Below are 26006 nucleotides of genomic sequence, written 5' to 3'. Positions count from 1 at the left end.
TTATGAGAAGATATCTACCGTTTTTTTTCTTTTTTTTAGTCACTTCGACATTTTTACATTCACAAGATATAAACCGTAGGAAACCCCCAAAAGAGAAAATCTCAACATTGTCCAACAAAGCAGGAGCCTTTATTGATGTTAATGCACCTTCCTATACAGAATCCAGCTACTCAATTACCCAACTCGTAAAAGATGTTTTGATATCATCAGGAACTAATACTTGTGTTACTCCGAATGTATCCAATGTAAAGATTACTCCCAATCATGCAGCAAGCAATGCGGACAGAGCCTGGGGATATTTTAACAAGGCAACCACAAATTTTCCTTTTAAAGATGGGATTGTTCTTTCTACAGGTATTGCAAGAAGAGCCGGAAACAATATTGAAGGCAATTTAAGTGATACTAATGGGGGAGGTACAGATACTGATCTTGCTCAGGCAACCGCAGCTACCGGATACTTAACTGACGCAGTGCTGTTGGAATTTGATTTTACACCTACCACGTCACAGATTAAATTTAATTATATATTAGCTTCTGAAGAATATACAGGTTCATTCCCATGTAATTATGCAGATGCTTTTGCATTATTGCTCAGACCTACTTCGGGAGGTCCTTATCAGAATATGGCTGTGCTTCCGGGAGGAGCAGGACCGGTAAGTATTACCAATATCCGTCCGGCAGTGCCGGGATCATGTGGGGCCGCTAATGAACAGTATTTCGGAGGATATAACACGGCAAATATTGAAACTAATTTTGCAGGAAGAACAGTTCCTCTTACCGCAACGGCTACTGTAACTCCGGGGCAGGAATATCATTTTAAAATGGTAGTAGCGGATTATGGTCCTTTTGGAAATGACTCATCTTATGATTCTGCCGTATTTTTAGAAGGTGGATCTTTCAATATTGGAGTAGAACTTTTAGATCCTGCCGGAGCTACACTTCCAGCAGACATTAATGTGTGTGACAACGAACCTCAGCTTATTACAGCTTCTGTAAGTGACCCTAACCTGGTGTATCAATGGTTTCTTAACGGAAACCCTGTTCCGGGAGCTACCACTAATTCCATTACAGCGGTACAGCCGGGTTCTTATACAATTCAGGTAAGTGTTCCTGGGAATCCTTGTCCGGGTACAGCAACGATACAAATTCATGGGGGAACAACTCCGCAGGCACAGGATGCTACTTTGCTTCTCTGTACCACTACGGATATTACAACCTTTGACCTCAGTGATGCGATGCCGTCTATAAGTACAACACCTGGAGCCATATTTAAATTTTATGTTAATCAGGCTGATGCACAGGCACAGAATGGTAATTATATTCAAACTCCTTTAAATTACAATGGAACTGACGGCCAGATATTATATGTGGTTGTTTCAAACGGAGGATTCTGTAGTAAACTTATAGAATTAAAGCTTTTAAAAGAAGCCACTCCTGTAGCTACCATAAAAGCTTCCAGAATCAAAATCTGTCCGGGAGAAAGCGTTACATTAACGGGTGATGGAGGTACGACCTATCTGTGGAATAACTTTACAGGTACAGGCAATATTCAAACGGTTACTTTGTACCAGACTACAACCTTTACCGTGTATGCTATTGGAGCGAAAGGGTGTCAATCTTTAAATCCGGCTAAGATAACTATAGAAGTTACTCCGGAGATTACTTCCCCTCTGGCGGACGTAGAGATGTGTATCGGAGACCGTGTTACCCTGGATGCGGGTGCGGGTCCAAACTACAAATATCTATGGAGTACAGGAGCTACTACGCAGACGATCAATGTAGATCAGTGGGGAATTTATACGGTGGAGATAGATAATGGTTCTTGTAAAAAAATATTTAGTGTTAAGGTAATGGGAGCATCTACTCCTTTTGTTACCGGTCTTAATTATAACAGTATTAATAAATCATTGACAGTAACTGCAGAAAATCCACCTATGAACAATATTCAGGGAACTCTTGAATATTCTATAGATAACGGAATTACATGGCAAACTTCAAATGTATTTACCAATTTGCTGGATAATACCAATTATACTATTTTATTAAGAAGAGTAGGAACTCACTGTGTTGGAACTATTGATTTCTACACTCTTAATATCAAAAATATCATTACACCTAATGATGATGGAGTTAATGATGTGCTGGATCTTACCGCTCTTGGAGATTTCAAAAACTTTACCGGATCGATCTATGACAGATATGGTGTTGAGATGTTCAGATTCTCGAAACTAACGCCAATCTGGAACGGAACAGTAGCAGGAAAAAGACTGCCAACAGCAACTTACTGGTACAAGTTTAATTTTGAATATCCTAAATCCAAAGCCCAGGTTGACTGGTCAGGATGGATTATGCTGAAAAACAGAGAATAGCAGAATCAGAATAGACAGATACAAAAAAAGCCTTTCAATATTGAAAGGCTTTTTTATGCTTATTGATTTTCTTTCCAGAGAATCGTAAAATTAATGAAATCGTAGACACTGAGTTCTTCCGCTCTTTTGTCTAAAAATTCATGCGTTTTTAAGGGTTCAGGAATATTTAAAACCTTCAGTGAATTGGAAAGTTTTTTTCTTCTCTGATTAAACCCGGCTTTCACAATCTGTTTAAAAAGAACTTCATTACCGGCCAATCCTTCTTTTGGATTTCTTGTCAGCCTGATTACTCCTGATTTTACTTTCGGAGGTGGATTGAATACATTTTCATGAACCGTAAATAAATACGTTACATCATAATATGCCTGAATAAGAACCGTAAGAATTCCGTAGTCCTTTGTTCTGGGTACAGCTGCCGTTCTTTCGGCAACCTCTTTCTGAAACATCCCTACCATTTCAGGTACAAGCAGATAATAATCAACGATTTTGAATAATATCTGTGATGAAATATTATAGGGGAAATTTCCAATAACGGCAATCTGTTCTCCATTGATGAAATTGAAGTCCTGTTTCAAAAAATCTCCAACAAAAGTATCGTCTGTAATGGTAGAATAGTTGTTTTTCAGGTATTCGATAGATTCTGTATCTATTTCTGCAAGATAGGTAGTTTGTTCCTTTTCAAGAAGATATTTGGTAAGAACACCCATTCCCGGGCCTACTTCCATGATGTTGGTATAGTTCTCAAAACTAAGCCCTTCCACGATTTTTTTCGCGATGTTTTCATCTGTCAGGAAGTGCTGACCAAGATGTTTTTTTGCTTTTACACTCAAAGTTTTTATGATTTTATTAACAATGATTTTCCTTATTTGGTCTCAAATTTCGGAAGTTTTTTTCTATTTTAGCCAAAAATTTTAATATTAATGGCTAAATCTGTAGATGAGTTTAATAAGAAAAGGCTTCGGTCTAGCAATATTACAGTAGTGATAAGTATTGCCTTAGTGTTATTTTTGTTAGGTTTAATGGGGCTTATATTAATTAATGCCCAGAAATATTCTGACTATATCAAAGAACAGCTGGTGGTAAATGCTTACTTTGACGAAAATTACGATGCTAAAGATTCTGTGAAAATTGCTAAACTAGAGGAAGAAACTTTTAAAAAAGTACAGACTTTAGCTCCTGTGAAGAGAGCCACCTACATTTCCAGAGAGATGGCTGCGAAGGAAGCAAAAGCAAGTATGGGGATTGACAGTGATGCGCTTTTTGAAGAAAATATTTTTCCTTCATCTATCGAAATTGCTTTAAAACCGGAATATGTAGATCCGGCGAAAATTGATGCGGCAATTAAAACCATTAAATCGGTTCCGGGAATTGTGGATGTAAAAAACAACAGCACCCTGATGGTGGATGTGTACAATAACCTGAACAGGATTTTAAAATGGATTTTAGGTTTTTCTATTCTGTTTTTAGTCCTGGCAGTAGTCCTGATTAATAACTCCATCCGTCTGAAAATATTCTCCAAGAGATTTATTATCAAAACCATGCAGCTGGTAGGAGCGAAAAGAAGATTTATCCTTAAACCTTTTATCGTTGAAGCAATTGTATTGGGTGCTATCGGTTCGTTTATCGGGCTTCTGGCTTTGTTTGGCGTATGGTATTACTTCACGAGCCAGATCGGATCAGCATTTGTACAGGAGAACCAACAGTATTTCTGGTTGGTCGTACTGATCCTTGGAGTGGGGATTTTTATAACGGTATTAAGTACCATTGTTGCCACCTGGAGATTCTTAAAATCAAACGTTGACGACTTATATTACTCTTAAAAATGAGCAAAAAAACAAATAAATTTTCCGCTTCAGAATTTGGAAAGGAAACTGAAGTTCAACCGGAAAACACGTTTTATTTCGGACAGCAAAACTTTAAATGGATGCTGATAGGACTTGCATTTATCGTGGTAGGATTCCTTTTAATGATGGGACCTGACGCGAACACAGTTGATGGCAAATTTGACCCCAATTCCTGGAACGACGGTATTTTTTCTATTCGAAGAATTAGAATTGCACCTTTGTTTGTCGTGATAGGTTTTGTGATAGAGGTTTACGCTATCTTAAAAAGAAAATAAACAATAAACTTTTAATTTAGAGATTAAGAAATTAAGAGATTTAGGTCATTAGATCTGAATTTCAAGATCTCTTAATCTTTAAATTTTTTTATATAGACACATATGGATTTAATCAAAGGAATTATTATTGCGATCATCGAAGGATTAACAGAGTATCTTCCGATTTCTTCTACAGCACACATGGGTTTCGCAGCAAGCCTGATGGGCATGGAAGACACTGAGTTTTTAAAAATGTTTCAGGTTTCTATTCAGTTTGGAGCTATTTTATCTGTGGTAGTAGCCTATTGGAAAAAATTCTTTGATTTCAGCAATATCAAGTTTTATTATAAGCTGGCTTTTGCGGTCATTCCTGCATTGGCTTTAGGATATCTTTTTGATGATAAAATTGAAGCTGTTCTGGGAAATCAGATTGCTATTTCCTCGGTCCTGGTACTGGGAGGTATTGTTTTGCTGTTTGCTGATGAGTGGTTTAAAAATCCTAAAATTGATGACGAAAAAGGCGTTTCCATAAAGAATGCGGTGATCATTGGATTCTGGCAGTGTCTTGCCATGATGCCGGGAACCAGCAGAAGTGCTGCGTCTATCATCGGAGGAATGAGCCGCGGGCTTACAAGAAAAGCCGCTGCAGAATTTTCCTTCTTTTTAGCCGTTCCTACCATGCTTGCCGTGACTGTATACTCGGTTTTTGTGAAAACATGGGGTAAAGAAACTCCCAATCCGCAAAAAGGCTACGAAATGATTATGGCATCACAGGATCACATCATGATTTTCATCGTGGGAAATATTGTGGCATTTGTCGTGGCTTTAATAGCAATCAAAGCATTTATCGGAGTCCTTAACAAGTACGGTTTTAAGCCATGGGGATGGTACCGTATTTTTGTAGGAATAGCTTTGTTGATTTATTTCTATTTTTTTAAGTAAACATTACGTATTATTAATTACTCATGACAGCTGAAGATCTGCAAGCAGGACATATATTTTTATTAGACAAACCATTGGACTGGACTTCTTTTCAGGCTGTCAATAAAATGAAATACAAACTCAAAAGAGAGTTCAACCTTCCAAAGAAATTTAAAATCGGACATGCGGGAACATTAGATCCCCGTGCAACCGGATTGCTTATTGTCTGCTGTGGAAAATTCACAAAGAAAATTTCTGAAATACAGGATGCTCCCAAAGAGTATTGGACAGAAATAAAAATAGGAGTACAGACCGAATCCTATGACACTGAAAAGCCGGAAATCCTTAATCAGGATATTTCTCATATTACAGAAGAACAGGTAAAAGAGGCCCTAGAAAAATTCGTCGGTGAAATAGACCAGAAACCTCCTGTGTTTTCGGCTATAAAAATTGATGGAAAAAGGGCTTACAATATGGCCAGAGCGGGAGAAGAAGTAGAAATGAAATCAAGAAAAACGACGATTTTTTATCTTAATGATATTACTATTGATTTTCCTATGATAAGTTTTACGGTAGGGTGTTCAAAAGGAACGTATATCAGAAGTCTGGCCCATGATATCGGGCAGGAGCTGGGAGTTGGTGCTTATCTTACACAATTAAAAAGAACAAAGATTGGGGAATATAAGATTGAGGATGCTACAGAGCAGTTTTTAGATAACGAATTTAGATTTGAAAGCTTATGAAAAAAAATCTCCTCTTTTTATTAATTCTGTTTTCATTTTCGAAATTCTTTTCACAGGAAGCAGATGCTAAAAAAATTACAATGGGTTTTTATTTTAATCCATCAGTTAATATTGGCTACAACCTTAAAAATAATAAGAACGATGTCGTTAATAATACTCAGTATATAGCAGCCAAACCACTGAGTAAAATCACCTATGGAGTCACAGCAATTGGAGGTTATAATTTTCTTCCTAACTTTGCACTGGGAACGGGTATAAAATATAGCTTTGTAGAAGACAATTATCATTTAGTATATTGGGTACTTCAACCAAGGATTATTTTTGCACCAGGCGACCAGCCTTTTTATATCGATCTTAGCTATGGAAAACAGCTTAATCATTCTGTGGTTTCTGATGCTGATTTCTGGGGTGCCAGATTGGGAATACAGGTTTCGTATTCAAAAAGATTGAGCCAGGAAGGAGGGATTGTTTTTGAAAGACATCAAGTAGAAGATTCTAACGGTTTCTTCATAGGTTTGAACTATGGAATTACCATTTTCAGTAATAAAAATTATACCGGTTACAGCGAAGATTAATGGAAAAGACACGTATTAATAAATATTTATCAGAAGTGGGATACTGCTCAAGAAGAGCAGCAGACAAATTATTGGAGGAAGGCAGAATCACCATCAATGGAAAAGTTCCGGAACTGGGAACAAAAGTTTCTGATGATGATGTAGTGGAAGTGGATGGAAAACCTATCCGTGAATCGGAGGATAAACCGATTTACATTGCTTTCAATAAACCGGTAGGGATTGTGTGCACTACAGATACTAAGAGGGAAATAGACAACATCATCGAATACATCAATTATCCTAAAAGAATTTTCCCGATCGGAAGACTGGATAAACCGAGTGAAGGATTGATCCTTTTAACCAACGACGGAGATATTGTAAATAAAATCCTGAGAGCAAGAAACAACCACGAAAAAGAATACTTGGTAAGAGTGGATAAACCTCTTAATCCTAAATTTCTGGAAAAAATGAGAAATGGAGTTCCTATTTTAGATACAGTCACCAAAAAATGTGAAGTAGAGAAAATTGATGATATGACGTTCCGTATCGTTCTTACACAAGGATTAAACCGACAGATCCGAAGAATGTGCGAATATCTGGGTTATGAAGTAAAAAAGCTGAAAAGGATCCGTATAATGAACATCAAGCTTGATCTTCCGGTAGGAAAATGGAGGGATTTAACAGAAACAGAATTCAGTACATTAAATAGGCTTCTCGAAGATTCTACCAAAACAATCGATTAAGATTTTATAATTAATAATAAGTAAGCAGGAAAATATTTTCCTGCTTTTTTTATATCTGTTTTATTGTTAATAAAATTAGATCTTCTATCTCCGGGTAATCGTAATCGATCTGAGAAAAGCAATAGAAAAGATACTTAAGGTGTTGCTTTTATAATATTCACATGTTGGTGTAATATTTTTAGTTTGTTATTGAAAATATATTATATTTATAATAACTAATAAAAAACTAAACCCATGAAATTAAAATTTAGCCCACTTTCCCTTATTTTTATTTTAATAACATTGTGTAATTGCCAAAATGATGATCATAATTCGGAGCTTCCGCACGATACTGCTTTTTACATTGACTATAGAAGCCTGAATGGATTACCGGATGGAATAGCTGTCATTGAGCTCGATCCTGAAGCCCCAAATTTTGGAAGTATTAGCAGCAAACTTGAATTAGGGGTTGGTGTCCTGCCGCACCATCTTTATTATAATCAGAGTGCCAACAAATTATATTCCACTGCTTTAGGAGGAAGTTATCTGTACCAGATAAAAACGGAAAAAGACAAAAATGGACAGCCAAAATTAGTTAATGCAACACCTATTGATACAGGAGAGAATACAGTAGGAGAAAATTTGTTTTTCACCAATGACGGAAGATATTTGATGACTTTTATGGGCGGAGCAGGAGGGCCAAAAGATGGCAGTATAGGTGTTTTTAATGCAAATACTAACCAGCTTATCAAAACGATTAAGGCGCCCATTCAAACCAATCCAAATCAATTTATTATGTATCCCCATGGTATTTCTGTTAATGAGGAAAAAGGAATAATGATGGTCACTTCAACCATTCACCCGGATCTTACTACTGGGATGGGGAACACTTGTACTTTATTAGATCTAAACACCTATGAATTGAAAGAAACCTATCTGGTCGCAGACTCACCAACGGATATGTCCAGTCCTGTCGAGGTTCTGTTACTGCGTGGAAAATTTCCACAATATGCCCTTGCAACAACAATGCTGGGCGGTGATATCTGGATTGCTCCATACAATGCGACCACCAAAAAATATGATGCTTTTACCAAATTGTTTGATGGGAGTACACTAGGATTAGGCTGGGCACTCGAAATGTACATTGATGATAACAGCAGGCTCTATGTAAGTTTTGCAGATCCCGGAAAAGTTTTGGTCTTTGATATAAGCAACCTTCCTCAGCTAAAACTTTTAAAAACCCTTACCGCAGATAAAGGAGCCCATCATATGGTTTTCTTTAAGACGAAAAAAGGAAAAGAAGTTGTCGCAGTACAAAATAACTTGTTGAATATTCCTAACTTAAATTCTGGCACTATTAGTGTTATTGAAATCGAGACGGGGAAAACCTTAGGTACAGTCGATTTACGCGGCAAATATGGAATACTGCCTGAATCCATTGAAGGAACTAATGGTCCAAGCAGCTACATGCACCACTAAAACTTAAAATAATGCCTCAGATGAGAAACTACCCAAAATAGTATCTGCTGTTTTGGGTAGTTTTTGCTGTAGGGTTTCCAGTTATTTTAAATATAATTTCATTCTTTCCTCATACTCAGGCTTTAATTTTAAAAGCTTCAGAATCTTCCTGTCATCAGGGTAGGTTGTCCGGTAGAATATAATTTTATCAGCAGAATATTTAAAATAAGGATGTTCCTTCAGCCATTCTTCAGGAGCTGTAACCAAAGTATACCTGGCAACTCCAGAATTATCGAGCGGGCATGTAGAAATTAATTTTCCGACGATTTCCTTATCAATATTATACGTATCAAGAATTTGTTGCTTATTGATAAATCCACCCAGTTTTTTTCTAAAACCCAGAATAGATGCAGCACTTTTTTCATCCAGACCAAATTCCACAAGCTGTTTGAACGTAATCGCATTCAGATTGATTTTTGAAAAATCGGTTTCCTGCTTAGTTTCTGTCTTTTTTGTAGCAGTTGCAATAGATGGGATAATTTTAATATAAGGTTTTAATTCTTCAAATTTTTCAGCAGAAATCATAAAGCATTTCTGGAGGTCTTCCGGGCTTTTAAAGCTTCCTTTTAAGATTCTGTCCCGGTAATTGATAATACCCAGAGCTTGTTTTTCCGAAAAGCCAAGCGATTGCCAGCCATTTGTATCCGTACTGTTAGGATCAAAAGAATGATATTGTATTTTTTGTTTCTCTTTATTGTAATTTTTAGAGAAATTTTTATAATTCTCAGGCGTTTTTGCAGGAAGAAGCAAATAGGGGTCTAATTTTTTATAATTCTCAGTGGAAATAATAAAACAGTCTTTAAACTTCTCTTTGCTGATAAAGCTTCCACCTAAATAATTTTTATATTTTAAAATAGCTTGAGACTGTTTTTCGCTCAATCCCATAGCCATCCAGTCATCAACAGAAAGTTCGTCAGGATTGAATTTTCTTGAAATTGTAAGCTGCCTTTTCTCAAAACTTTTAAATGCTGCTGCAGAAGATGCTCTACCATTTTCCGGAAGAAGAATATATGATTCCAGGACTTTGAATTGGTCGCTGGAGATCGCATAGCATTTTTTTAGCTGTTCCTTGGAGGTGAACTTTCCGCCTACTATTTTTTTATAGTTCAGAATGGTTGAAATCTGCTTTTCAGTAAAGCCGAGCTTTTGCCATTGCTGCTCATCCAGAACGTTAGGGTCAAATTCAGTTAAGTCAAGAGGAACCTTTGCTTCTGTAATGAATTTTACATCAGAAAAACTTCCTTTTTCTTTGCTCGTAAACTGCTGAAAGATCAATAAGGCAATGGGCAATAATCCCATCAATGCCAGTTTTTGGTAATAGCTTTTTTTCATCATATCGTAAACTTAATGATAAAAGCAAAGTGAAGCAATGGTAAGCATAGGAATGCATTATTTTAGAATATAAATTCTTTATAATGATTTTTAAAATACACAAAAATACTTTTTATGGTGAATGGTTTTACCTTATAACCCCAAGATTTCTAAACCATTAAGCACAAAAAAAGCCTCCAAAGGAAGCTTTTATTATGTATTTTTGATTACATTATTCAGAATCTTTCTCTCCCAGAGAATCTTTAAGCTTTAAAAGCTCAGCTTTTACAAACTCCAGACGGTCAATAAGGGTTACAGTCTCAGAAATTTTACTGTTTGTTGTCAGTGCAACACGTGCACCGTCTAAAGTATATCCCTTTTCCTTTACCAGATGATAGATCATCTGAAGGTTCTTGATGTCTTCAGGAGTGAAGTAACGGTTCCCTTTCTTGTTCTTTTTAGGCTTAATAATAGGGAATTCCTGCTCCCAATAGCGTATTAATGAGGTGTTTACATCAAATGCTTTAGCTACTTCTCCTATTGAATAATATAGCTTATCAGGTAAATTTATCTTCATTGTATGAATCCTAAAAGCCAAAGATAAAATTTTTTAAAGTTTAACCCAAATATGCAGGGTCAAATATTTGTTTAAATGTTCTGTAACAACCGTTTCCTTCACTTCGAATGGCTATATTTCAACATATTTTCAATTTGATGATGTCAATTTCTTCATTCAGTACAGGCAGAACTTGCAGTTTGCTTTTATTTATAGTATTTTTATAATCAGCAAATCATTTGTTTGCTTAAAAAAATATAGGTGGTAAATTCGATCTCCGTACTTCATATTGATCTTTTCCAGCCGGGAACCCAAGCCTCGGATTTTTATTTCAACTCAATGAAAAACCATTTGGTGTTGGGGCATAAACATATTGAAAAACCTCACCGTCATGATTTCTATGCAGCCGTTCTTTTTACGAAAGGAGAAGGCGTTCATGAAATTGATTTCCAAAAGTACGAAGTTTCCGCAGGCAGTCTGTTTTTTCTATCACCGGGCCAAATCCATAGTTGGGAGCTCTCTGAAGACATAGATGGCTATATTTTCTTTTGTTCTCAGGAATATTATGAGATGCATTATGTTAATCAGAAGCTTAAAAATTTTCCCTTTTTCGGTTCTGTGGCATTTCCCAGAAAACTTCAGTTGCAGTCTGATGATCTGAAGAAATGCATTGCTCAGTTTGAAGAGCTGGGAAAAGAATACCATTCTCAACATTTAATGAAAGAATCGTATATTCTCTCTGTAATGTCACAGATTTTCATCCATGCGGCAAGGCAGTTTTCAAAAGACTACCAACATCTGGCCTCACCCGCAAGTATTTCTTATTTTAAGCATTACCAGCATTTTGAAAATCTGCTGGAACAGCATTTTACCACCCAGAAATCCATGGCGTATTATGCGTCTTTGCTGGAGATTTCACCCAAACATTTGAACAGAATTGCCCAAACCACCGTTCAGAAAACAGCAACGGATGTGATTACAGAGCGGGTGGTCCTGGAAGCCAAAAGAATGCTGATGTACCTTGATGAAAGTCTTGGAGAAATTGCTTTTCGGTTAGGCTATGAAGAATATTCCTATTTTGTGAGAGTATTCCGAAAAAATTCCGGAATGACTCCCACGCAATTTATAAAGAAATATAAGGCTTAATAATTATAGAGAAAGTTTAAAAGGACCTTCAAAAGTAGTGTCGAAAGAATCCAGCATTTCCCCTTTTTCATCAAAAACACCGATCACCATATTCTGTTTTGAAAACTTAATGTCATCTTCCGGAAAAGTGATGTTGATATTTCCTTTCAGAATTTCATCCCCTTTCAAAGTGATTTTGTCTGATCCAAAGTAGGTGATTTCAGCATGTTCAGGAGTAAGGACTTTAATCGTAATGGTCTTTTTCTGATTGGTTTTGTTCAGAAGGGTATAAATGAACGTATTTGTTATTTTACCATTTTTAATAAAGAAGGTGGATCCTGCAGGTTTGATGAATTTTGCTTCCATTGATCCTCTGTCGTACATCAGGAATCCAAGAAATCCAATAAGCAAAGCAAGGAAAAGGGTAGTGACTTTCATTCTTGCGGTAAACTTGAACTGTTCCTGATTCTCGATTTCGGCTTCTGTGGCATAGCGGATCAGTCCTTTAGGCATCCCGACTTTTTCCATTACTTCATCGCAGGCATCAATACAGGCGGTACAGTTAACACATTCCAACTGCTGGCCGTTTCTGATATCGATACCGGTTGGGCAAACCACTACACATTGATGACAATCGATACAGTCGCCTTTTCCCTCTGTTTTTCTGTCTTCATTATTTCTCCATTTTGAACGGTTTTCTCCCCGCTTAAAATCATAATATACATTAATGGTCTGCTTGTCGATTAACACTCCCTGAAGCCTTCCATACGGACAAACCAGTGTACATACCTGCTCACGCAACCAGGCGAAAGTGAAATAAAACGTTGCCGTAAAAGCCAGCATCCCCATGAACTGGAAAGGACTTTCTGCCGGACCCTGCATCATAATGTTTAAAACCTCTTCATAGCCTACAATATACATGAACATAAAATGACTGATGAGCAATGATGCCAAAAGGAAAACCGACCATTTTGTCACTCTTTTCCGTATTTTTTCAGCATCCCATTCCTGTCTCTCCAGCTTCATCTGTTTATTTCGGTCTCCTTCGATCCAATATTCAATTTTACGGAAAACCATTTCCATGAACAGGGTTTGCGGACATAGCCAGCCACAGAATATTCTTCCAAATACCACGGTGAACAGCATAACAAAGATTACTGAAGTCACTGCTCCCAGAGCAAGAATGAAAAAATCCTGAAGATAAAAAGGCTGTCCTACGATGAAAAATTTTCGGTCGATAACATTAATCAGCAAAAAAGGATTGTTGTTAATCTTGATGAAAGGGAGTCCAAAAAATAAGGCCAGCAGGAGATAACTCGTGTAATTTCTGTAATTGGTATATTTTCCTTTAGGTTTCCGGGGAAACACCCATTTCCGGTTTCCGGTTTCATCCATTGTTCCTACTGAATTTCTGAAATCTTCATTTTCAATAGCTGAAGTTGTTATATTTCCGGGCTCTATGCTCATTGCTGTACTTGTATTACGCTTAAAAGATTGTCATATAATCTCTTAAAGCTTGATTAATATCCCATTTGTTGAAACATTTTCATAAGAAAATGAATCCTCTTTTCGTTTATGCAAAGCTCTGAAATAAACTATTTTGTTACTAATAGTATCTACTTGTAAAATAGGATTATTAGGACATTTTTGAAATCAGATGATGTACATTTGTAAAAGGATTATTTAAACAGGTTAATGAAATAACTGATGTAAAGAAGATATTTCACAATCGGAGATGCTGTGATTTTTTGTTAATAAATCAAAATGAGAGAATAAGGTTGGTATTGTATGAGTCCAATTCGTAAATTGTGAACTTTATAATAAGGAAATGAAAAATATATTTAAAACAGGGCTCATTGGTTTGGTTTTCGTATTAGTAAACTGTAAATCAGTAAATTACAAGAATATGTTTTATGATGGGGTTCAGCCGGAAGTCGTTTCGGATCAATTTAGTTTTACTGAAGGACCATCTTCGGATAAAGAAGGAAATGTTTATTTCACGGATCAGCCGAATGATAAAATTTATTATTGGGACTGGAAATCTAATAAAGTGATCGAATTTTTAAATAAAACGGGAAGGGCAAACGGTACTAATTTCGATAAAGATGATAACCTGATCACCTGTTCCGACGACCAGGGAGAAATGTGGAAGATCTCAAAAGATAAAAAAATACAGGTTTTATTCAGAGGTTTTGAAGGCAAAAGACTGAACGGACCAAATGATGTATGGAATGATTCTTTCGGAGGAATGTATTTCACGGATCCGCTATATGAAAGAGATTACTGGACTAATTTTAAGAAAGAAATTCCTGATAAAAGTCTGTATTACAGAAATAAAAATGGAAAAATAACCAAACTGGACACCTTCACCCAACCAAATGGAATTGTGGGGAGTGAGAAGTTTAAAAAATTATACGTTTCAGATATCGATGCTGGAAAAACCTATGTATATGATATTCTAGGTGAAGGAAAATTATCTGAAAAAAGACTCTTTTGTGAAATGGGCTCAGACGGAATTACGGTAGATAAACACGGAAGTCTTTATTTAACAGGAAATGGAGTACATATTTTCAATCGTGGCGGGAAAAAGATTTATCAGATTCCTATTCCTGAAAAATGGACGTCTAATGTTGCTTTTGGAGGGAAAAACAATGATGTACTATTCATCACGGCCTCAAAATCTGTTTACATATTACCAACTAAAGTAAGAGGAGTAAAATAATTGTCAGAGAAATAGCTGATGAAATAATTTGTAAGATTACTTTCATCAGCTATTTTTATTATCTGTAAAACAGGTTTTATTCTAAAATTAATTTTTGAAGTTTAGCTCCAAATCATTTCAGTATTACATAGATTCATCTGTTAGCTGATCAATCTCACCGGTTAGGAATATTACAGCATTGCTTCTTATTATTGTTTTATCTCCTCTTAATTCAACCTCCATACTTCCTGTGCGTTCAGAGCATTGAAAGGCACGAAGAATCTTTTTATCAAGTTTCAAAGACCAGTATTTACATAAAAAGCTTTGTACCCCTCCCGTCACAGGATCCTCATTGGATCCCGACCATGGCCAGAAGTAGCGGTACTCAAAATCATAATCGGTTTTCAAAGAAGTGGCTGTTACCAGAACTCCGCTGATTGGTGTTTTGATCTGTTTCAGTACGGCAAAATCGGGGGTTAAATCCTGCAGTTCCTTGCTGCTTTCTATTTCCACCATCAGAATATTATGATCCTCATTATATTCACAATTGATGATGTTTTTTATCCCGATTGCTTCTTTTAGATCATCAGGAAACAGAGATTTTTGAGTCTTATGTACAGGAAAGACCATCTCAATCTGATCAATATTATTGTTAAGTTCAAGAGTATGGCCAAACTGAGTTTGGAATGTTATGTTATTGAGATGCTGGTATTCCGAAAATAAAACTTTTGCAGATGCTATCGTAGCGTGCCCGCATAAAGGGATTTCAGTGACCGGAGAAAAATAACGTATAGAAAAATCAGACGGTCCCTTTTGAATCACAAATGCGCTTTCCGAAAAACCAAATTCTTTGGCAATCTGAATCATATTTTCTTCGTTGACAGGCTGTTTTAAAATACAAACAGCAGCAGGATTTCCTTTGAATAATTTATCAGTAAACGCATCTACAATGAATGTTTTAATTTTCATATATGAATTTTATAAAAATTAATTTGATGTTTTAGTCTTAATTAATAAGCGACTTCCATTTTTACTTTTTTTCCTTTCAGCTTTTCCGTGGACAATTTCTTCAGCAAAGCATTTACTTTTGCCCTTGCAACGGCAACATAAGAAGTGGTGTCTTTTACTTCAATCAAACCGATATCTTCCTTTTGAAGTTCCCCTTTTTTAATTAAATATCCTACAATGTCTACTTTATTCACTTTGTCCTTTTTACCGGCACTGATATAAACCGTTTGGAAAGGTGTCTTTCCAGGTATTTTATCGAATCCGGCAACCGTTTCTTCAGGAGTATTGTTTTTAATAAACGGGAAATTCTCTTCCGCAGTCATGATTAAATAAGCGAAACCTTTAGCATTCATTCTCGCTGTACGTCCGTTTCTATGAATAAAAGCATCTTCTTTGGAAGGCAGCTGATAGTGAACGATAGATTCCACTTCAGGAACATCAAGTCCCCTGGAAGCAAGATCTGTCGTTATTAAAATTCTGGCAGAATCGTTTCGGAATTTCAGCAGGGCGCGTTCTCTTTCATCCTGTTCCATTCCGCCGTGGAAAGTTTCTCTGTCGATTCCTTTGTCAGCCAGAAGGTCAGAAATACGGTCTACCGCTTCACGGTGATTACAGAAGATTAATGTTCTTTTGTTGCCGATTTTACATATTAAATTAAATAAAGTATCCAGTTTCTCTTCCGAAATAGTCATTACTTTTCGCAGTTGAATATCAGGTTTTACTTCACTCAATTTTAAAAAGTCGATAATTTTTTCATTTTTTAATCCTGTAAACTTTGGAATATCATCCATAGCGGTGGCAGAAGTTAAAATTCTTTGGGAAAGACCTCTCAGAGAATTCGATATGAATTCCATATCCTCATGGAAGCCTAATTCCAATGCCTTATCAAACTCATCCAGTACCAAAGTTTTAATCGTTGAAGGATCAAAATTGTTATTTCTCAAGTGGTAGACGATTCTTCCCGGAGTTCCGATTAAAACAGCCGGAGCTTCAATTAAATTGTTGACTTCAATTTTTTTATCGTGGCCGCCATAGCAGACAGAAACCTTAAAATCGGTTCCCATTGATTTGAAAACCTGTTCAATCTGAAGCGCCAGTTCTCTTGCCGGAACTAAAATCAATGCCTGGATTCCTGAAACATCTTTTTTAAGATTCCGAAGGACCGGAAATAAAAAAGCGAGTGTTTTCCCTGAACCCGTAGGAGAGAGCAAAACAACATCCGTATTATTTTCAGAGGTTTTATATGTAGATTTCTGCATCTGATTCATATCCTGAATCTGCAGTTTTTGATATATTGATTCTAATTCCATGCTGCAAAGTTAAAATAAAGGAACGGTTTGCGAATGGGAAATGTAAAATAAAAAGCAATAAACAGGCAGAAATTACCTGCTGATTCTATTCAGCATTTCTTTTCCACGCGTCAAAGTAACAGTATAAGTCTGGTCGGGATTGTGTATTGCTTTTTCATACAATTCTCTTGCTGTGTCCCTGTTTCCCTGGATAAGATTTGTAAAGCCGGATATTTCATACATGAAATTTTGAAGCTTGGGATCTGAAGAATCTTTAGCAGATAAATACTGCAACAGTTTTTGCGCCGCATCTATTTTAGGATCTTTGTATTGCAGTACTTCATAGCCTTCCGGCACACTGAACCAATAGCCCCACATTCCACCGTTGGTATGGGCATTCCATGAGTATTTAATAAGCTGTAAGGCTACTTCCAGCAAAGCCGGGTCAAGGTTTTTGTTGGTGGCTGATGTTTTTTCGCTTTCTGCAATATAATGATCAATAGTTGGATCTAATCCTTTGTCTGTTATTTCCTGGAAAATAGATTCTTTAAGGTAGAGCGCGTGATTTTTTGAATAGTTTTCATAGGCAAAATTGGTAGAAAAATGATCTGCAAGATTCTCTATTCGATAGCTCTTTTTCAGTTCAGCTTTTAAGTCTATGGAATACACTGTATTGAAATTATGAAAAAGATAGACATAGATGATTCCTTTTTTCAAATCATAAATAGTGGAGTATAGGGTGTTGAGTTCCCCTTCCTGATGTGTTTTATCCAGTATCGTTTTTAAAAACTCTACACCGTTCTGCTTTGAACCTGCAAGCATTTCGTTAGCTATATCAGGTCTTCTGCAAGATAATTTTCCATTTAGCATATTGCAGTTGGCATTCACCTGAAATTCACCCTTCTTTTCAATAATCTCTTTTGGATTTACTACAATAGAATTTCCTTCTTTGTCTGCGATTAAAATCTTAGCCTGGCCATAAAAGTTATATTTCTTGAGATACACCATCGCTTCTTTCACATTTCTGCATTTTCCTAATATTTCCCACATTAGAAATCCTTTATGAAGATTTGGAGCTGCTAATTTACTGAGGTCATAATTGGCTGCGGCGAAATCAAAAAATAATCCGTGTTCATTCATTGCTGATGCTACCTGCATATCCGGTGCCCCGAAACAGACTGATCCGTAGCGGTCTTTTGTAGCGGGATTATACCATATTCTGGTAAAAGGAGTGGTGTCATCTTCATTAGCTGCGGCGAAAGCTTCTCCTCCTCTGGAACAGGAAAAGATCGTACAGGCTTTTATTGTATGGCTGCTATAAAATAAGATGCAGGTTAATAATAGAAGGAAATGTTTGTGCATGATTATATTGTTTTATGCATGGTTGGATTAGAATAAAGTCAGGTTGTTAAAGCGCGGCTTAAAATAAAATATTGATTTATAAAGCAATAGAGATAAAGATGTTCTGGATTACAGGGTAATATTTTTATTGAGTATGAATTATACAGAGAAGAAAAATCTGTTGTTCATTGTAAATAAATTTCATATCTTTGCACCACTTTTTGTGGGTAAGGTTTGAAAAGGTAAAATATTATAAATTAATTACTTCCGTATTTTTTAAATCCACATTTATTCAGACCATTAAAAAAGAAGGAATACAAATTTTATTAGAAAATGTCAAAAGAGACAAATTCAGCAGAGGTTATTTTAAACCAAAACGTAGCACCAGAACAATTTGATTGGGATTCTTTCGAATCAGGTCTTGATGCAGACGCAAGAAAAGAAAAAAGCGATTTAGAGGAAATCTACAACGGATCTTTAAGCAGTTTAAATGATAACGACGTTATCACTGGTAAAGTAGTAAGATTAACTGATAAAGAAGCTATCGTTGACATCGACTTCAAATCAGAAGGTGTTATTTCTCTTAACGAATTCCGTTACAACCCAGGCCTAAAAGTAGGTGACGAAGTTGAAGTAATGGTAGACAGAAGAGAAGACAAAACAGGACAATTACAGTTATCTCACAGAAAAGCTAGAACGCTTAAAGCTTGGGATAGAGTAAACGAACTTCACGAAACTGGAGAAATCGTTAACGGTTTTGTTAAGTCTAGAACTAAAGGAGGTATGATCGTTGACGTTCACGGAATCGAAGCATTCTTACCAGGTTCTCAAATTGATGTTAAGCCAATTAAAGATTACGATCAGTTCGTAGGTAAAACTATGGAGTTCAAAGTTGTGAAAATCAACCCTGAGTTCAAAAACGTAGTAGTATCTCACAAAGCATTGATCGAAGCAGATATCGAAGGTCAGAAAAAAGAAATCATCGCTCAACTTGAAAAAGGTCAGGTTCTTGAAGGTACTGTTAAGAATATTACTTCTTACGGTGTATTCATCGACTTAGGAGGTGTAGACGGATTGATTCACATTACAGATCTATCTTGGTCTAGAGTGAACCACCCATCTGAAATCTTAGAAGACGGACAAACTGTGAAAGTGGTTATCCTTGACTTTGATGATGAGAAAACTAGAATCCAGTTAGGTATGAAGCAATTAGAAGCTCATCCTTGGGATGCTCTTTCTGCTGACTTGAAAGTTGGAGATAAAGTAAAAGGAAAAGTAGTAGTTCTTGCTGACTATGGTGCATTCGTAGAAATCGCTCCAGGTGTAGAAGGATTGATCCACGTTTCTGAAATGTCTTGGTCTACTCACTTAAGATCTGCAGGAGATTTCGTAAAAGTAGGTGATGAAGTAGAAGCTGAAGTACTTACTTTAGATAGAGAAGACAGAAAAATCTCTTTAGGTATGAAACAATTATCTAAAGATCCATGGGAAAATATTGAAGCTAAATACCCAGTTGCATCTAAGCATGTAGGAACGGTAAGAAACTTCACTAACTTTGGTGTATTTGTAGAATTAGAAGAAGGTATCGATGGATTAATCTACATCTCTGATCTTTCTTGGACTAAGAAAATCAAGCACCCATCTGAGTTCTGTGCAGTAGGTGATAAATTAGATGTTGTAGTTCTAGAATTAGACATCCAAGCTAGAAGATTATCTCTAGGTCACAAGCAATTGACTGAGAACCCATGGGATAAATTCGAAACTAAATATGCTGAAGGAACTATCCACGCTGGTAAAGCTGTAGAAGTTCACGATAAAGGAGCTTCTGTACAATTCGAAGATGCTGAAGTTGAAGCATTCTGTCCTTCAAGATTATTAGAGAAAGAAGATGGATCTAAAATCAAAAAAGGTGAAGATGCTCAGTTTAAAGTAATCGAATTCAACAAAGAATTCAAAAGAGTAGTAGTATCTCATACTGGTATCTTTAGAGATGAAGAGAAGAAAAACGTAAGAGAATCTTCTAACAACAGATCTAATAATACATCATCTTCTTCAAACAACGAAGAAAGATCAACTCTTGGAGATATCGATGCATTAGCAGAATTGAAAAGAAAAATGGAAGAGGGTAAATAATCCTTACACCATATGAATATCTGAAGCCACTCGAAAGAGTGGCTTTTTTTGTGAAATAGTGTTGATCTTTAAAGGAAACATACATTTCTACCAGGTATATATTACACAGGCTTAAACTGATTTGTTTATGCCGGAAACATAATTATTTAGGTGTTGTGGAAAATGTAAAATCAGTTTTTGTGTGGACTATTTATTAGTAATTTGTTTATTTTGTAAAATTTTTAAATAAAGTAATTTCTGAATGTGAATTATTTGTAAATTAGCGCCTTTATTAGTAGAAATGAAAAAGATAACTTTACCCCTTTTGTTTGCTGTATTCGCAGTGATTCCTTCCTCTTTATTTTCACAAGATAACGAGAAACTGATTAAAGACTATATTTCTCAAAACAAGATAAGAGAATATAAAAAGTCTGACCTTACCAATTTTATTGTCGACAATGTTGATAATTCAAAATCATTAAAAGGAAGCGTCGTCAAATTTCAACAGACGTATAATGGACTGCCCGTTCATAACTCTGTAGGAACTGCATTGGTTCAGGATGGCAAAGTAGTGTATTATACAGATACTTTTGTGCATGATTACAATTCATCTACGCCAAATGCTGCAGCAATCAATAAAACCACTGCACTTCAAAAGATAGCAGATGAATTAAAAATTTCAGAAGTCGCTAATTTCTCAATCCTTGGATTTCTGGAAAAAAATGGAAAGAGAGCTAGCTCAGCGAATCAAAGGTTAGTCTATGCCAATGACGGGAATGGGAATTTACGTCTCGCTTACGAATATATTTTACAAGAACCAAAATCTTCTAATTACTGGGATATTCTGGTTGATGCTAATACCGGGTCTATTTTAGAAAAAATTAACCTTACCTTGTCATGTAACTTCCGACCGCATTCTTATGCGTCAGAAACTGATGATACCCATTTAGATCATATTGGAAATGTAATGACTGGCCCGGAAACTAAAACAGATCAGAATAATTTTTCATTATTACTTCCGGACGCAGCTTCATATAATGTATTTCCACTGCCTATTGAAGCAGCTACGTTTGGATCAAGATCTGTTATTACCAATCCATGGACGTTACAGGCGTCGCCAGAAGGTTGGCATTCTGATGGTACCAATCATTATACCTATACCAGAGGAAATAATGTATATGCTTACGAAGATACGGCTGGTATAAATGCACCAGGACTTTCAGCAGAAGGAGGAGCGTCAAGAAATTTTGATTTTCCTTTTAGTATTAACGGAACATCTACGGCTAATCAAAATGCTGCGATCACGAATTTATTTTATTTAAATAATAGAATTCATGATGTATTTTACAAATTCGGTTTCACAGAGTCTGCAAAAAATTTCCAACAGAACAATTTCGCAAATGGTGGACTAGATGATGATTCAGTATATGCAGAAGCACAAGATGGTGGTGGCTTGAATAACGCTAACTTTTCCTCACCTCCCGATAATTACAATCCGAAAATGCAGATGTATCTTTGGTCTACAGTTACGAGATTATTTTTTTATAATACACCCGCTTCTGCTATTACCCACCAGCCTGGAGCAGGAACAGCTGTGTTTGGTAACCCTTTAGATGCAACCGGAGTAACAGGTAATGTACAGCTTTCCTCAGTATTGGATGGATGTACAGCGTTGCCAGCAGGATCACTTGCTGGAAAAATTGGTTTGGTGGAAAGAGGAACTTGCTCATTTGTTATTAAAACAAAAACCCTTCAGGATGCTGGGGCAACAGCAGCTATTATTTATAACAACACGGCTAATGGATCTACTTTATCCAATATGTCTGGAACAGATGCTACCGTTACTATACCATCAGTATTAATTACAAATGCTGAAGGCGAATATATTAAAAGTCAGCTTACAGCAAATACAACTGTAAATGTAACACTGAAAAATGATCCTGCAACAAGTATAACACCAGATGGAAGCTTTGATAACGGAATCGTTACCCATGAATATGGACATGGAATATCAAATAGATTAACAGGTACAGGGTATAACTGTCTGAATTCATCTGCTGATAAAGAACAAATGGGTGAGGGCTGGTCCGATTTCTTTGCAATAATGCTAACCAATAAAGAAGGAGATAATGCATCTGTAGCGAGAGGTATGGGAACCTATGCAGCAGGGGAGTCAATCACAGGCGATGGTATAAGACCAGCAAAGTATTCTCCTGATTTTACGATCAATAATTTTACCTATACTGATACTAATGGGATGGAGTATCCAAATGCGAATAATGTTTTAGTTCCTGATGTCCATTCTATAGGATTTGTATGGGCAACCATGCTATGGGATTTGCATTGGAAGTATGTTGAAAAATATGGGTATTCATCAGATGTTACAGCAAATACTACTAACGGAAGCTCCAGAGTGTTGCAACTGGTAACGGATGCATTGAAGCTTCAGGCTTGTAATCCTACCTTTATTGATGGTAGGAATGCAATCTTAGCTGCTGAAATGGCAACAACCGGAGGACAGGATAAATGTATGATCTGGAGAGTTTTTGCTAAAAGAGGTTTGGGAGCTGGTGCATCAGCAGGAAGTAAAACAAATATTAATGATCAGACAGAAAGTTTATTACTGCCGGATGATTGTTCTGCACTTTCAACAGAAGAAATAAAAGCGGTTAAAAATACCATTTCTATCTATCCAAACCCTGCTAAAGATGAATTCTATATCAACTTCCCAAGCAATACCCTTGGAAAAGTAAGTGTTGAAATCTATGATATGTCAGGTAAGTTGGTTTCTTCTGAAGATAAAATTTCTCCGGATGCTAAAAAAGCAATTTCTACCAACAGATTAATCAACGGAACATATATGGTTAAAGTAAAAGGCCTTGGTTTCGATGCTTTATCAAAAGTGATTGTAAAAAAATAAAAATTCATCTCATCAATGATAAAGATCGTCTCAGGCCTGCCTGGGACGATTTTGTTTATCTATCATACCAATGCTGACGGTGATTTAAATTAATATGTCGTAAATTTGCGGGCTGTTAAAAAAAAAAATATGAAGAAGAATATACTAAAAGGAGTTTTATTTGTAGGGATCGGGGCCAGTATATATGGTATGTTAGCAACATTTGTAAAAATGTCTTATCATGATGGCTACACGACTTCCGAAGTCACCACATCGCAATTTTTACTGGGAATCGTAGGGCTTTTAATCCTTAATTTTATCCAGACAATAACATCAAAACAAAGATTATCGTCACCAAGTTCCAAAGAAGTGAAAATGCTTATGCTCGCTGGAACTTCTCTTGGGTGTACCAGTCTGTTTTATTATATCGCCGTACAATACATTAATGTATCCATTGCTATTGTACTTTTAATGCAGTCCGTTTGGTTCAGTGTTGTTGTAGAGAGTATTTTGGCGAAAAAACTACCGAATGCAAGAATGGTAATATCAGTAGTTATTGTTTTATTAGGAACAGTCTTAGCCACTAACCTTATCAATATGGATATTGAGCTTGACTGGCATGGAGTCTTCTGGGGACTAATGGCAGCGGGATCTTATACTATGACAATGTTTACATCCAATACCTTGGCGACTCATCTTCCTGTTTTCCGGAAAAGTATTATTATGCTGCTGGGAGGATCTGTTGTTGTACTTCTGTTCTTATTTTTCGCCCAGATAGGGCCGCTTTACTCTGAAGGGTTAAGATCAGTGTATTTAAACTTTACAGATAATACAGAACACATTCACTCATTTAATTACTCAATATTCTGGACATACGGATTTATTCTGGCGTTATTCGGAACCATTATTCCGCCTGTCTTATTCAATATAGGTTTTCCAAATGCAGGATTGGGGTTGGGAAGTATCGTGTCATCATTAGAACTTCCGGTTTCTGTAACGATGGCCTTTGTGTTGCTGGGTGAAAAAGTATTTTTAATACAATGGATTGGAATTATTCTGATTCTTTTCGCCATTGTTTTAATGAATCTGCCTAAGAAAGAACTTAAAGTAGCAGAATTATCTTAAAAAAATAAATGTTTAAATTAAAATAACAGTCGAAAACCGTTTCCTTTGAAGCGGTTTTTTTTATTTTTATAACTAAAATAAAATTTCATGAAATATTGCAAACATATAATAACAGTAATCATACTATCGATTGTGCCAACTTTGATGTTCTCTCAAATAAAACCTTTGGATGCTGTGCTTTCAAATTACCAATATCCCTATGAAGTCCATTTTATTGATCTCCAGTCTCAGGATAACAATTTGAAGATGGCTTATATGGATGTTCATCCCCAAAACTCTAATGGAAAAACGATCATGCTGCTTCATGGAAAGAATTTTAATGGAGCCTATTGGGAAAGAACGGCAAAAGACCTTTCAGATAAAGGGTTCAGAGTGATCATTCCGGACCAGATTGGATTTGGAAAATCTTCAAAACCTCATAACTATCAATTCTCTTTTTCTCAACTTGCTGAAAATACAAAGGCAATTCTGGATCAGCTTAAAATTGATAAGACTATCGTTTTAGGACATTCAATGGGGGGAATGGTAGCTGTACGGTTTACATTGCTGTATCCGGATCGCGTTCAAAAACTAATTCTCGAAAATCCTATCGGCCTGGAAGACTATAAAACATTCGCTTCGTATCAAACCATCGACCAGGCATATCAATCTGAATTGAAAAATACGGCTGATACCTACAAAAAGTATCAGATGAAATTTTATTATGATAATAAATGGAAAGATGAATACCAACCTTGGTTAGATCTGATCGCTGGATGGACATTACATAAAGACTATCCACAAGTAGCTTGGGATGCTGCACTCACTTCAGACATGATCTACAACCAGCCGGTTTGTTATGAATTTAAAAACATTAAAGTTCCTACCTTATTAATTATTGGGACCAGAGATCGGACTGCTATAGGAAAAGACAGAGCGCCCAAAGAACTTCAATCTAAAATGGGACAGTATCAAGAACTGGGAAAGAAAACCCAAAAAGAAATCTCCGGATCAAAATTGATAGAGATTGAAAACGTTGGACATCTTCCCCACATAGAAGTATATTCAATGTTTTTTGATGCTTTATATAATTTTGTTAAATAATGCAGCCTGATCAAATACAATAAGTTTAAAATAAAATGGCATTGTGGCTCTACCTTATATTATAGTATAACAGAAAAAGCAGAAAGATCCATCGGTTTATATTAGAAATAATATTAACCGATAATGTTGTCCTCATATTCTATCTAGAATAATAAACATTCAATAGTGTTGGGCTTTAGCCCGGCCTCAATAAATAAAGTCAATAAAAAATATTCCTCGGCTTTAACCGAAATATACAGGTCCTATGATCCATATAGAAGTATACCTCCCCAAATTTAAATAAATGTTTAAATTTTACCTTCTACAAGTGAGGGAGTTAGTGTATAATATGAATTAAAAGTAAACTTTATGTTAAATAAAGTTGGTGTGGTGGTTAAAAGTTTCTATCTTTGCCCCACTGAAAACGAGAGATAGTAGGTAGCGCAGAGACAGTAATTGAGATAAGGAATGAACTAAAAAATAATCAGGATTTAATTTTGATAATTTAAAAAAGTTTGTATCTTTGCAGTCCCTTAAGGGGGAGCGCAGAGC

The 26006-nt window shown here is 36.1% G+C and carries 22 protein-coding genes; 14 read left to right on the top strand and 8 right to left on the bottom strand.

What is annotated here, in order from left to right; genetic code table 11:
* Positions 1 to 107 precede the first annotated feature (107 nt).
* Complete coding sequence (locus tag SB679_RS15255; protein ID WP_410703144.1) at positions 108 to 2369, top strand: choice-of-anchor L domain-containing protein; 2262 nt, start codon at positions 108 to 110, stop codon at positions 2367 to 2369.
* Positions 2370 to 2428: 59 nt separating this feature from the next.
* On the opposite strand, the gene rsmA is transcribed toward SB679_RS15255, so the two are convergent.
* Complete coding sequence (rsmA, locus tag SB679_RS15250) at positions 2429 to 3199, bottom strand: 16S rRNA (adenine(1518)-N(6)/adenine(1519)-N(6))-dimethyltransferase RsmA (RefSeq protein WP_410703143.1); 771 nt, start codon at positions 3197 to 3199, stop codon at positions 2429 to 2431.
* 90 nt (positions 3200 to 3289) lie between these two features.
* Between rsmA and SB679_RS15245 the strand changes: the two genes are divergently transcribed.
* The 7 genes from SB679_RS15245 (at position 3290) to SB679_RS15215 (ending at position 8886) form a co-directional block, all read left to right on the top strand.
* Positions 3290 to 4189, top strand: coding sequence for a cell division protein FtsX (locus SB679_RS15245; RefSeq protein ID WP_034715361.1), 900 nt, complete (start codon positions 3290 to 3292; stop codon positions 4187 to 4189).
* Positions 4190 to 4191: 2 nt separating this feature from the next.
* On the top strand, positions 4192 to 4488 hold the full coding sequence (locus SB679_RS15240) for a DUF3098 domain-containing protein (protein WP_034715359.1): 297 nt from the start codon (positions 4192 to 4194) through the stop codon (positions 4486 to 4488).
* Positions 4489 to 4590: 102 nt separating this feature from the next.
* A complete protein-coding gene (locus tag SB679_RS15235) occupies positions 4591 to 5409 on the top strand; it encodes an undecaprenyl-diphosphate phosphatase (RefSeq protein WP_410703142.1) in 819 nt (272 codons plus the stop codon).
* A gap of 23 nt (positions 5410 to 5432) precedes the next feature.
* The gene (gene truB / locus SB679_RS15230) at positions 5433 to 6131 is read left to right on the top strand and encodes a tRNA pseudouridine(55) synthase TruB (protein WP_410703141.1); all 699 of its coding nucleotides are present in this window, start codon (positions 5433 to 5435) and stop codon (positions 6129 to 6131) included.
* Positions 6128 to 6706, top strand: coding sequence for a hypothetical protein (locus SB679_RS15225; RefSeq protein ID WP_410703140.1), 579 nt, complete (start codon positions 6128 to 6130; stop codon positions 6704 to 6706). Before truB ends, SB679_RS15225 begins: the two co-directional genes overlap by 4 nt.
* A complete protein-coding gene (rluF, locus tag SB679_RS15220; RefSeq protein ID WP_410703139.1) occupies positions 6706 to 7428 on the top strand; it encodes a 23S rRNA pseudouridine(2604) synthase RluF in 723 nt (240 codons plus the stop codon). Before SB679_RS15225 ends, rluF begins: the two co-directional genes overlap by 1 nt.
* Positions 7429 to 7662: 234 nt before the next feature.
* A complete protein-coding gene (locus tag SB679_RS15215) occupies positions 7663 to 8886 on the top strand; it encodes a YncE family protein (RefSeq protein ID WP_410703138.1) in 1224 nt (407 codons plus the stop codon).
* Positions 8887 to 8967: 81 nt separating this feature from the next.
* Here the strand turns inward: SB679_RS15215 and SB679_RS15210 are convergent, their stop codons facing one another.
* Positions 8968 to 10260, bottom strand: coding sequence for a hypothetical protein (locus SB679_RS15210; RefSeq protein ID WP_410703137.1), 1293 nt, complete (start codon positions 10258 to 10260; stop codon positions 8968 to 8970).
* Positions 10261 to 10468: 208 nt separating this feature from the next.
* Complete coding sequence (locus tag SB679_RS15205; RefSeq protein WP_034715348.1) at positions 10469 to 10813, bottom strand: MerR family transcriptional regulator; 345 nt, start codon at positions 10811 to 10813, stop codon at positions 10469 to 10471.
* Between the two features lie 240 nt (positions 10814 to 11053).
* Between SB679_RS15205 and SB679_RS15200 the strand changes: the two genes are divergently transcribed.
* Positions 11054 to 11938, top strand: a complete 885-nt coding sequence (locus SB679_RS15200) for an AraC family transcriptional regulator (RefSeq protein WP_410703136.1) — start codon at positions 11054 to 11056, stop codon at positions 11936 to 11938.
* Positions 11939 to 11941: 3 nt separating this feature from the next.
* Here the strand turns inward: SB679_RS15200 and ccoG are convergent, their stop codons facing one another.
* Positions 11942 to 13384 (bottom strand): cytochrome c oxidase accessory protein CcoG, encoded by a 1443-nt coding sequence (gene ccoG, locus SB679_RS15195; protein WP_410703135.1) that lies wholly within the window; start codon positions 13382 to 13384, stop codon positions 11942 to 11944.
* A 361-nt stretch (positions 13385 to 13745) separates the two neighbouring features.
* On the opposite strand from ccoG, the gene SB679_RS15190 reads away from it, so the two are divergent.
* Positions 13746 to 14639, top strand: a complete 894-nt coding sequence (locus SB679_RS15190; protein ID WP_410703134.1) for an SMP-30/gluconolactonase/LRE family protein — start codon at positions 13746 to 13748, stop codon at positions 14637 to 14639.
* A gap of 123 nt (positions 14640 to 14762) precedes the next feature.
* Here the strand turns inward: SB679_RS15190 and SB679_RS15185 are convergent, their stop codons facing one another.
* The 3 genes from SB679_RS15185 to SB679_RS15175 form a co-directional block, all read right to left on the bottom strand.
* On the bottom strand, positions 14763 to 15587 hold the full coding sequence (locus tag SB679_RS15185; protein ID WP_410703133.1) for a PhzF family phenazine biosynthesis protein: 825 nt from the start codon (positions 15585 to 15587) through the stop codon (positions 14763 to 14765).
* A gap of 41 nt (positions 15588 to 15628) precedes the next feature.
* A complete protein-coding gene (locus SB679_RS15180) occupies positions 15629 to 16936 on the bottom strand; it encodes a DEAD/DEAH box helicase (RefSeq protein ID WP_410703132.1) in 1308 nt (435 codons plus the stop codon).
* A gap of 72 nt (positions 16937 to 17008) precedes the next feature.
* On the bottom strand, positions 17009 to 18277 hold the full coding sequence (locus SB679_RS15175) for a carcinine hydrolase/isopenicillin-N N-acyltransferase family protein (RefSeq protein WP_410703131.1): 1269 nt from the start codon (positions 18275 to 18277) through the stop codon (positions 17009 to 17011).
* A gap of 312 nt (positions 18278 to 18589) precedes the next feature.
* Here SB679_RS15175 and rpsA point away from each other — a divergent pair, with 312 nt between their 5' ends.
* The 4 genes from rpsA to SB679_RS15155 all read left to right on the top strand — a co-directional run bounded on the left by rpsA (position 18590) and on the right by SB679_RS15155 (position 25475).
* A complete protein-coding gene (gene rpsA, locus SB679_RS15170; protein WP_034715337.1) occupies positions 18590 to 20389 on the top strand; it encodes a 30S ribosomal protein S1 in 1800 nt (599 codons plus the stop codon).
* A gap of 280 nt (positions 20390 to 20669) precedes the next feature.
* Positions 20670 to 23288: a T9SS-dependent M36 family metallopeptidase gene (locus SB679_RS15165; RefSeq protein WP_410703130.1), complete on the top strand. Its 2619-nt coding sequence runs from the start codon at positions 20670 to 20672 to the stop codon at positions 23286 to 23288.
* Positions 23289 to 23417: 129 nt separating this feature from the next.
* Positions 23418 to 24392 carry an EamA family transporter gene (locus SB679_RS15160; protein WP_410703129.1) on the top strand — a complete coding sequence of 325 codons (975 nt, stop codon included), beginning with the start codon at positions 23418 to 23420 and terminating at the stop codon, positions 24390 to 24392.
* 87 nt (positions 24393 to 24479) lie between these two features.
* Positions 24480 to 25475 (top strand): alpha/beta fold hydrolase, encoded by a 996-nt coding sequence (locus SB679_RS15155; protein WP_410703128.1) that lies wholly within the window; start codon positions 24480 to 24482, stop codon positions 25473 to 25475.
* A gap of 351 nt (positions 25476 to 25826) precedes the next feature.
* Here SB679_RS15155 and SB679_RS15150 read toward each other — a convergent pair.
* The coding region (locus SB679_RS15150) for a hypothetical protein (RefSeq protein ID WP_410703127.1) at positions 25827 to 26006 on the bottom strand (180 nt) is incomplete at its 5' end.

The sequence above is a fragment of the Chryseobacterium sp. SIMBA_029 genome (assembly GCF_046535275.1).
Taxonomy (GTDB): Bacteria; Bacteroidota; Bacteroidia; order Flavobacteriales; family Weeksellaceae; genus Chryseobacterium.
The sequence above is the reverse complement of the archived record's forward strand: the minus strand, read 5'-3'. Positions and strand labels throughout refer to the sequence as shown.

What these genes read in the sequence shown, in the direction of transcription:
- SB679_RS15245 (WP_034715361.1), top strand. Translation starts at nt 3,290, where the DNA reads ATGGCTAAATCTGTAGATGAGTTTAATAAGAAAAGGCTTCGGTCTAGC.
- SB679_RS15240 (WP_034715359.1), top strand. Translation starts at nt 4,192, where the DNA reads ATGAGCAAAAAAACAAATAAATTTTCCGCTTCAGAATTTGGAAAGGAA.
- SB679_RS15235 (WP_410703142.1), top strand. Translation starts at nt 4,591, where the DNA reads ATGGATTTAATCAAAGGAATTATTATTGCGATCATCGAAGGATTAACA.
- truB (WP_410703141.1), top strand. Translation starts at nt 5,433, where the DNA reads ATGACAGCTGAAGATCTGCAAGCAGGACATATATTTTTATTAGACAAA.
- SB679_RS15225 (WP_410703140.1), top strand. Translation starts at nt 6,128, where the DNA reads ATGAAAAAAAATCTCCTCTTTTTATTAATTCTGTTTTCATTTTCGAAA.
- rluF (WP_410703139.1), top strand. Translation starts at nt 6,706, where the DNA reads ATGGAAAAGACACGTATTAATAAATATTTATCAGAAGTGGGATACTGC.
- SB679_RS15215 (WP_410703138.1), top strand. Translation starts at nt 7,663, where the DNA reads ATGAAATTAAAATTTAGCCCACTTTCCCTTATTTTTATTTTAATAACA.
- SB679_RS15210 (WP_410703137.1), bottom strand. Translation starts at nt 10,260, where the DNA reads ATGATGAAAAAAAGCTATTACCAAAAACTGGCATTGATGGGATTATTG.
- SB679_RS15205 (WP_034715348.1), bottom strand. Translation starts at nt 10,813, where the DNA reads ATGAAGATAAATTTACCTGATAAGCTATATTATTCAATAGGAGAAGTA.
- ccoG (WP_410703135.1), bottom strand. Translation starts at nt 13,384, where the DNA reads ATGAGCATAGAGCCCGGAAATATAACAACTTCAGCTATTGAAAATGAA.
- SB679_RS15190 (WP_410703134.1), top strand. Translation starts at nt 13,746, where the DNA reads ATGAAAAATATATTTAAAACAGGGCTCATTGGTTTGGTTTTCGTATTA.
- SB679_RS15185 (WP_410703133.1), bottom strand. Translation starts at nt 15,587, where the DNA reads ATGAAAATTAAAACATTCATTGTAGATGCGTTTACTGATAAATTATTC.
- SB679_RS15180 (WP_410703132.1), bottom strand. Translation starts at nt 16,936, where the DNA reads ATGGAATTAGAATCAATATATCAAAAACTGCAGATTCAGGATATGAAT.
- SB679_RS15175 (WP_410703131.1), bottom strand. Translation starts at nt 18,277, where the DNA reads ATGCACAAACATTTCCTTCTATTATTAACCTGCATCTTATTTTATAGC.
- rpsA (WP_034715337.1), top strand. Translation starts at nt 18,590, where the DNA reads ATGTCAAAAGAGACAAATTCAGCAGAGGTTATTTTAAACCAAAACGTA.
- SB679_RS15165 (WP_410703130.1), top strand. Translation starts at nt 20,670, where the DNA reads ATGAAAAAGATAACTTTACCCCTTTTGTTTGCTGTATTCGCAGTGATT.
- SB679_RS15160 (WP_410703129.1), top strand. Translation starts at nt 23,418, where the DNA reads ATGAAGAAGAATATACTAAAAGGAGTTTTATTTGTAGGGATCGGGGCC.
- SB679_RS15155 (WP_410703128.1), top strand. Translation starts at nt 24,480, where the DNA reads ATGAAATATTGCAAACATATAATAACAGTAATCATACTATCGATTGTG.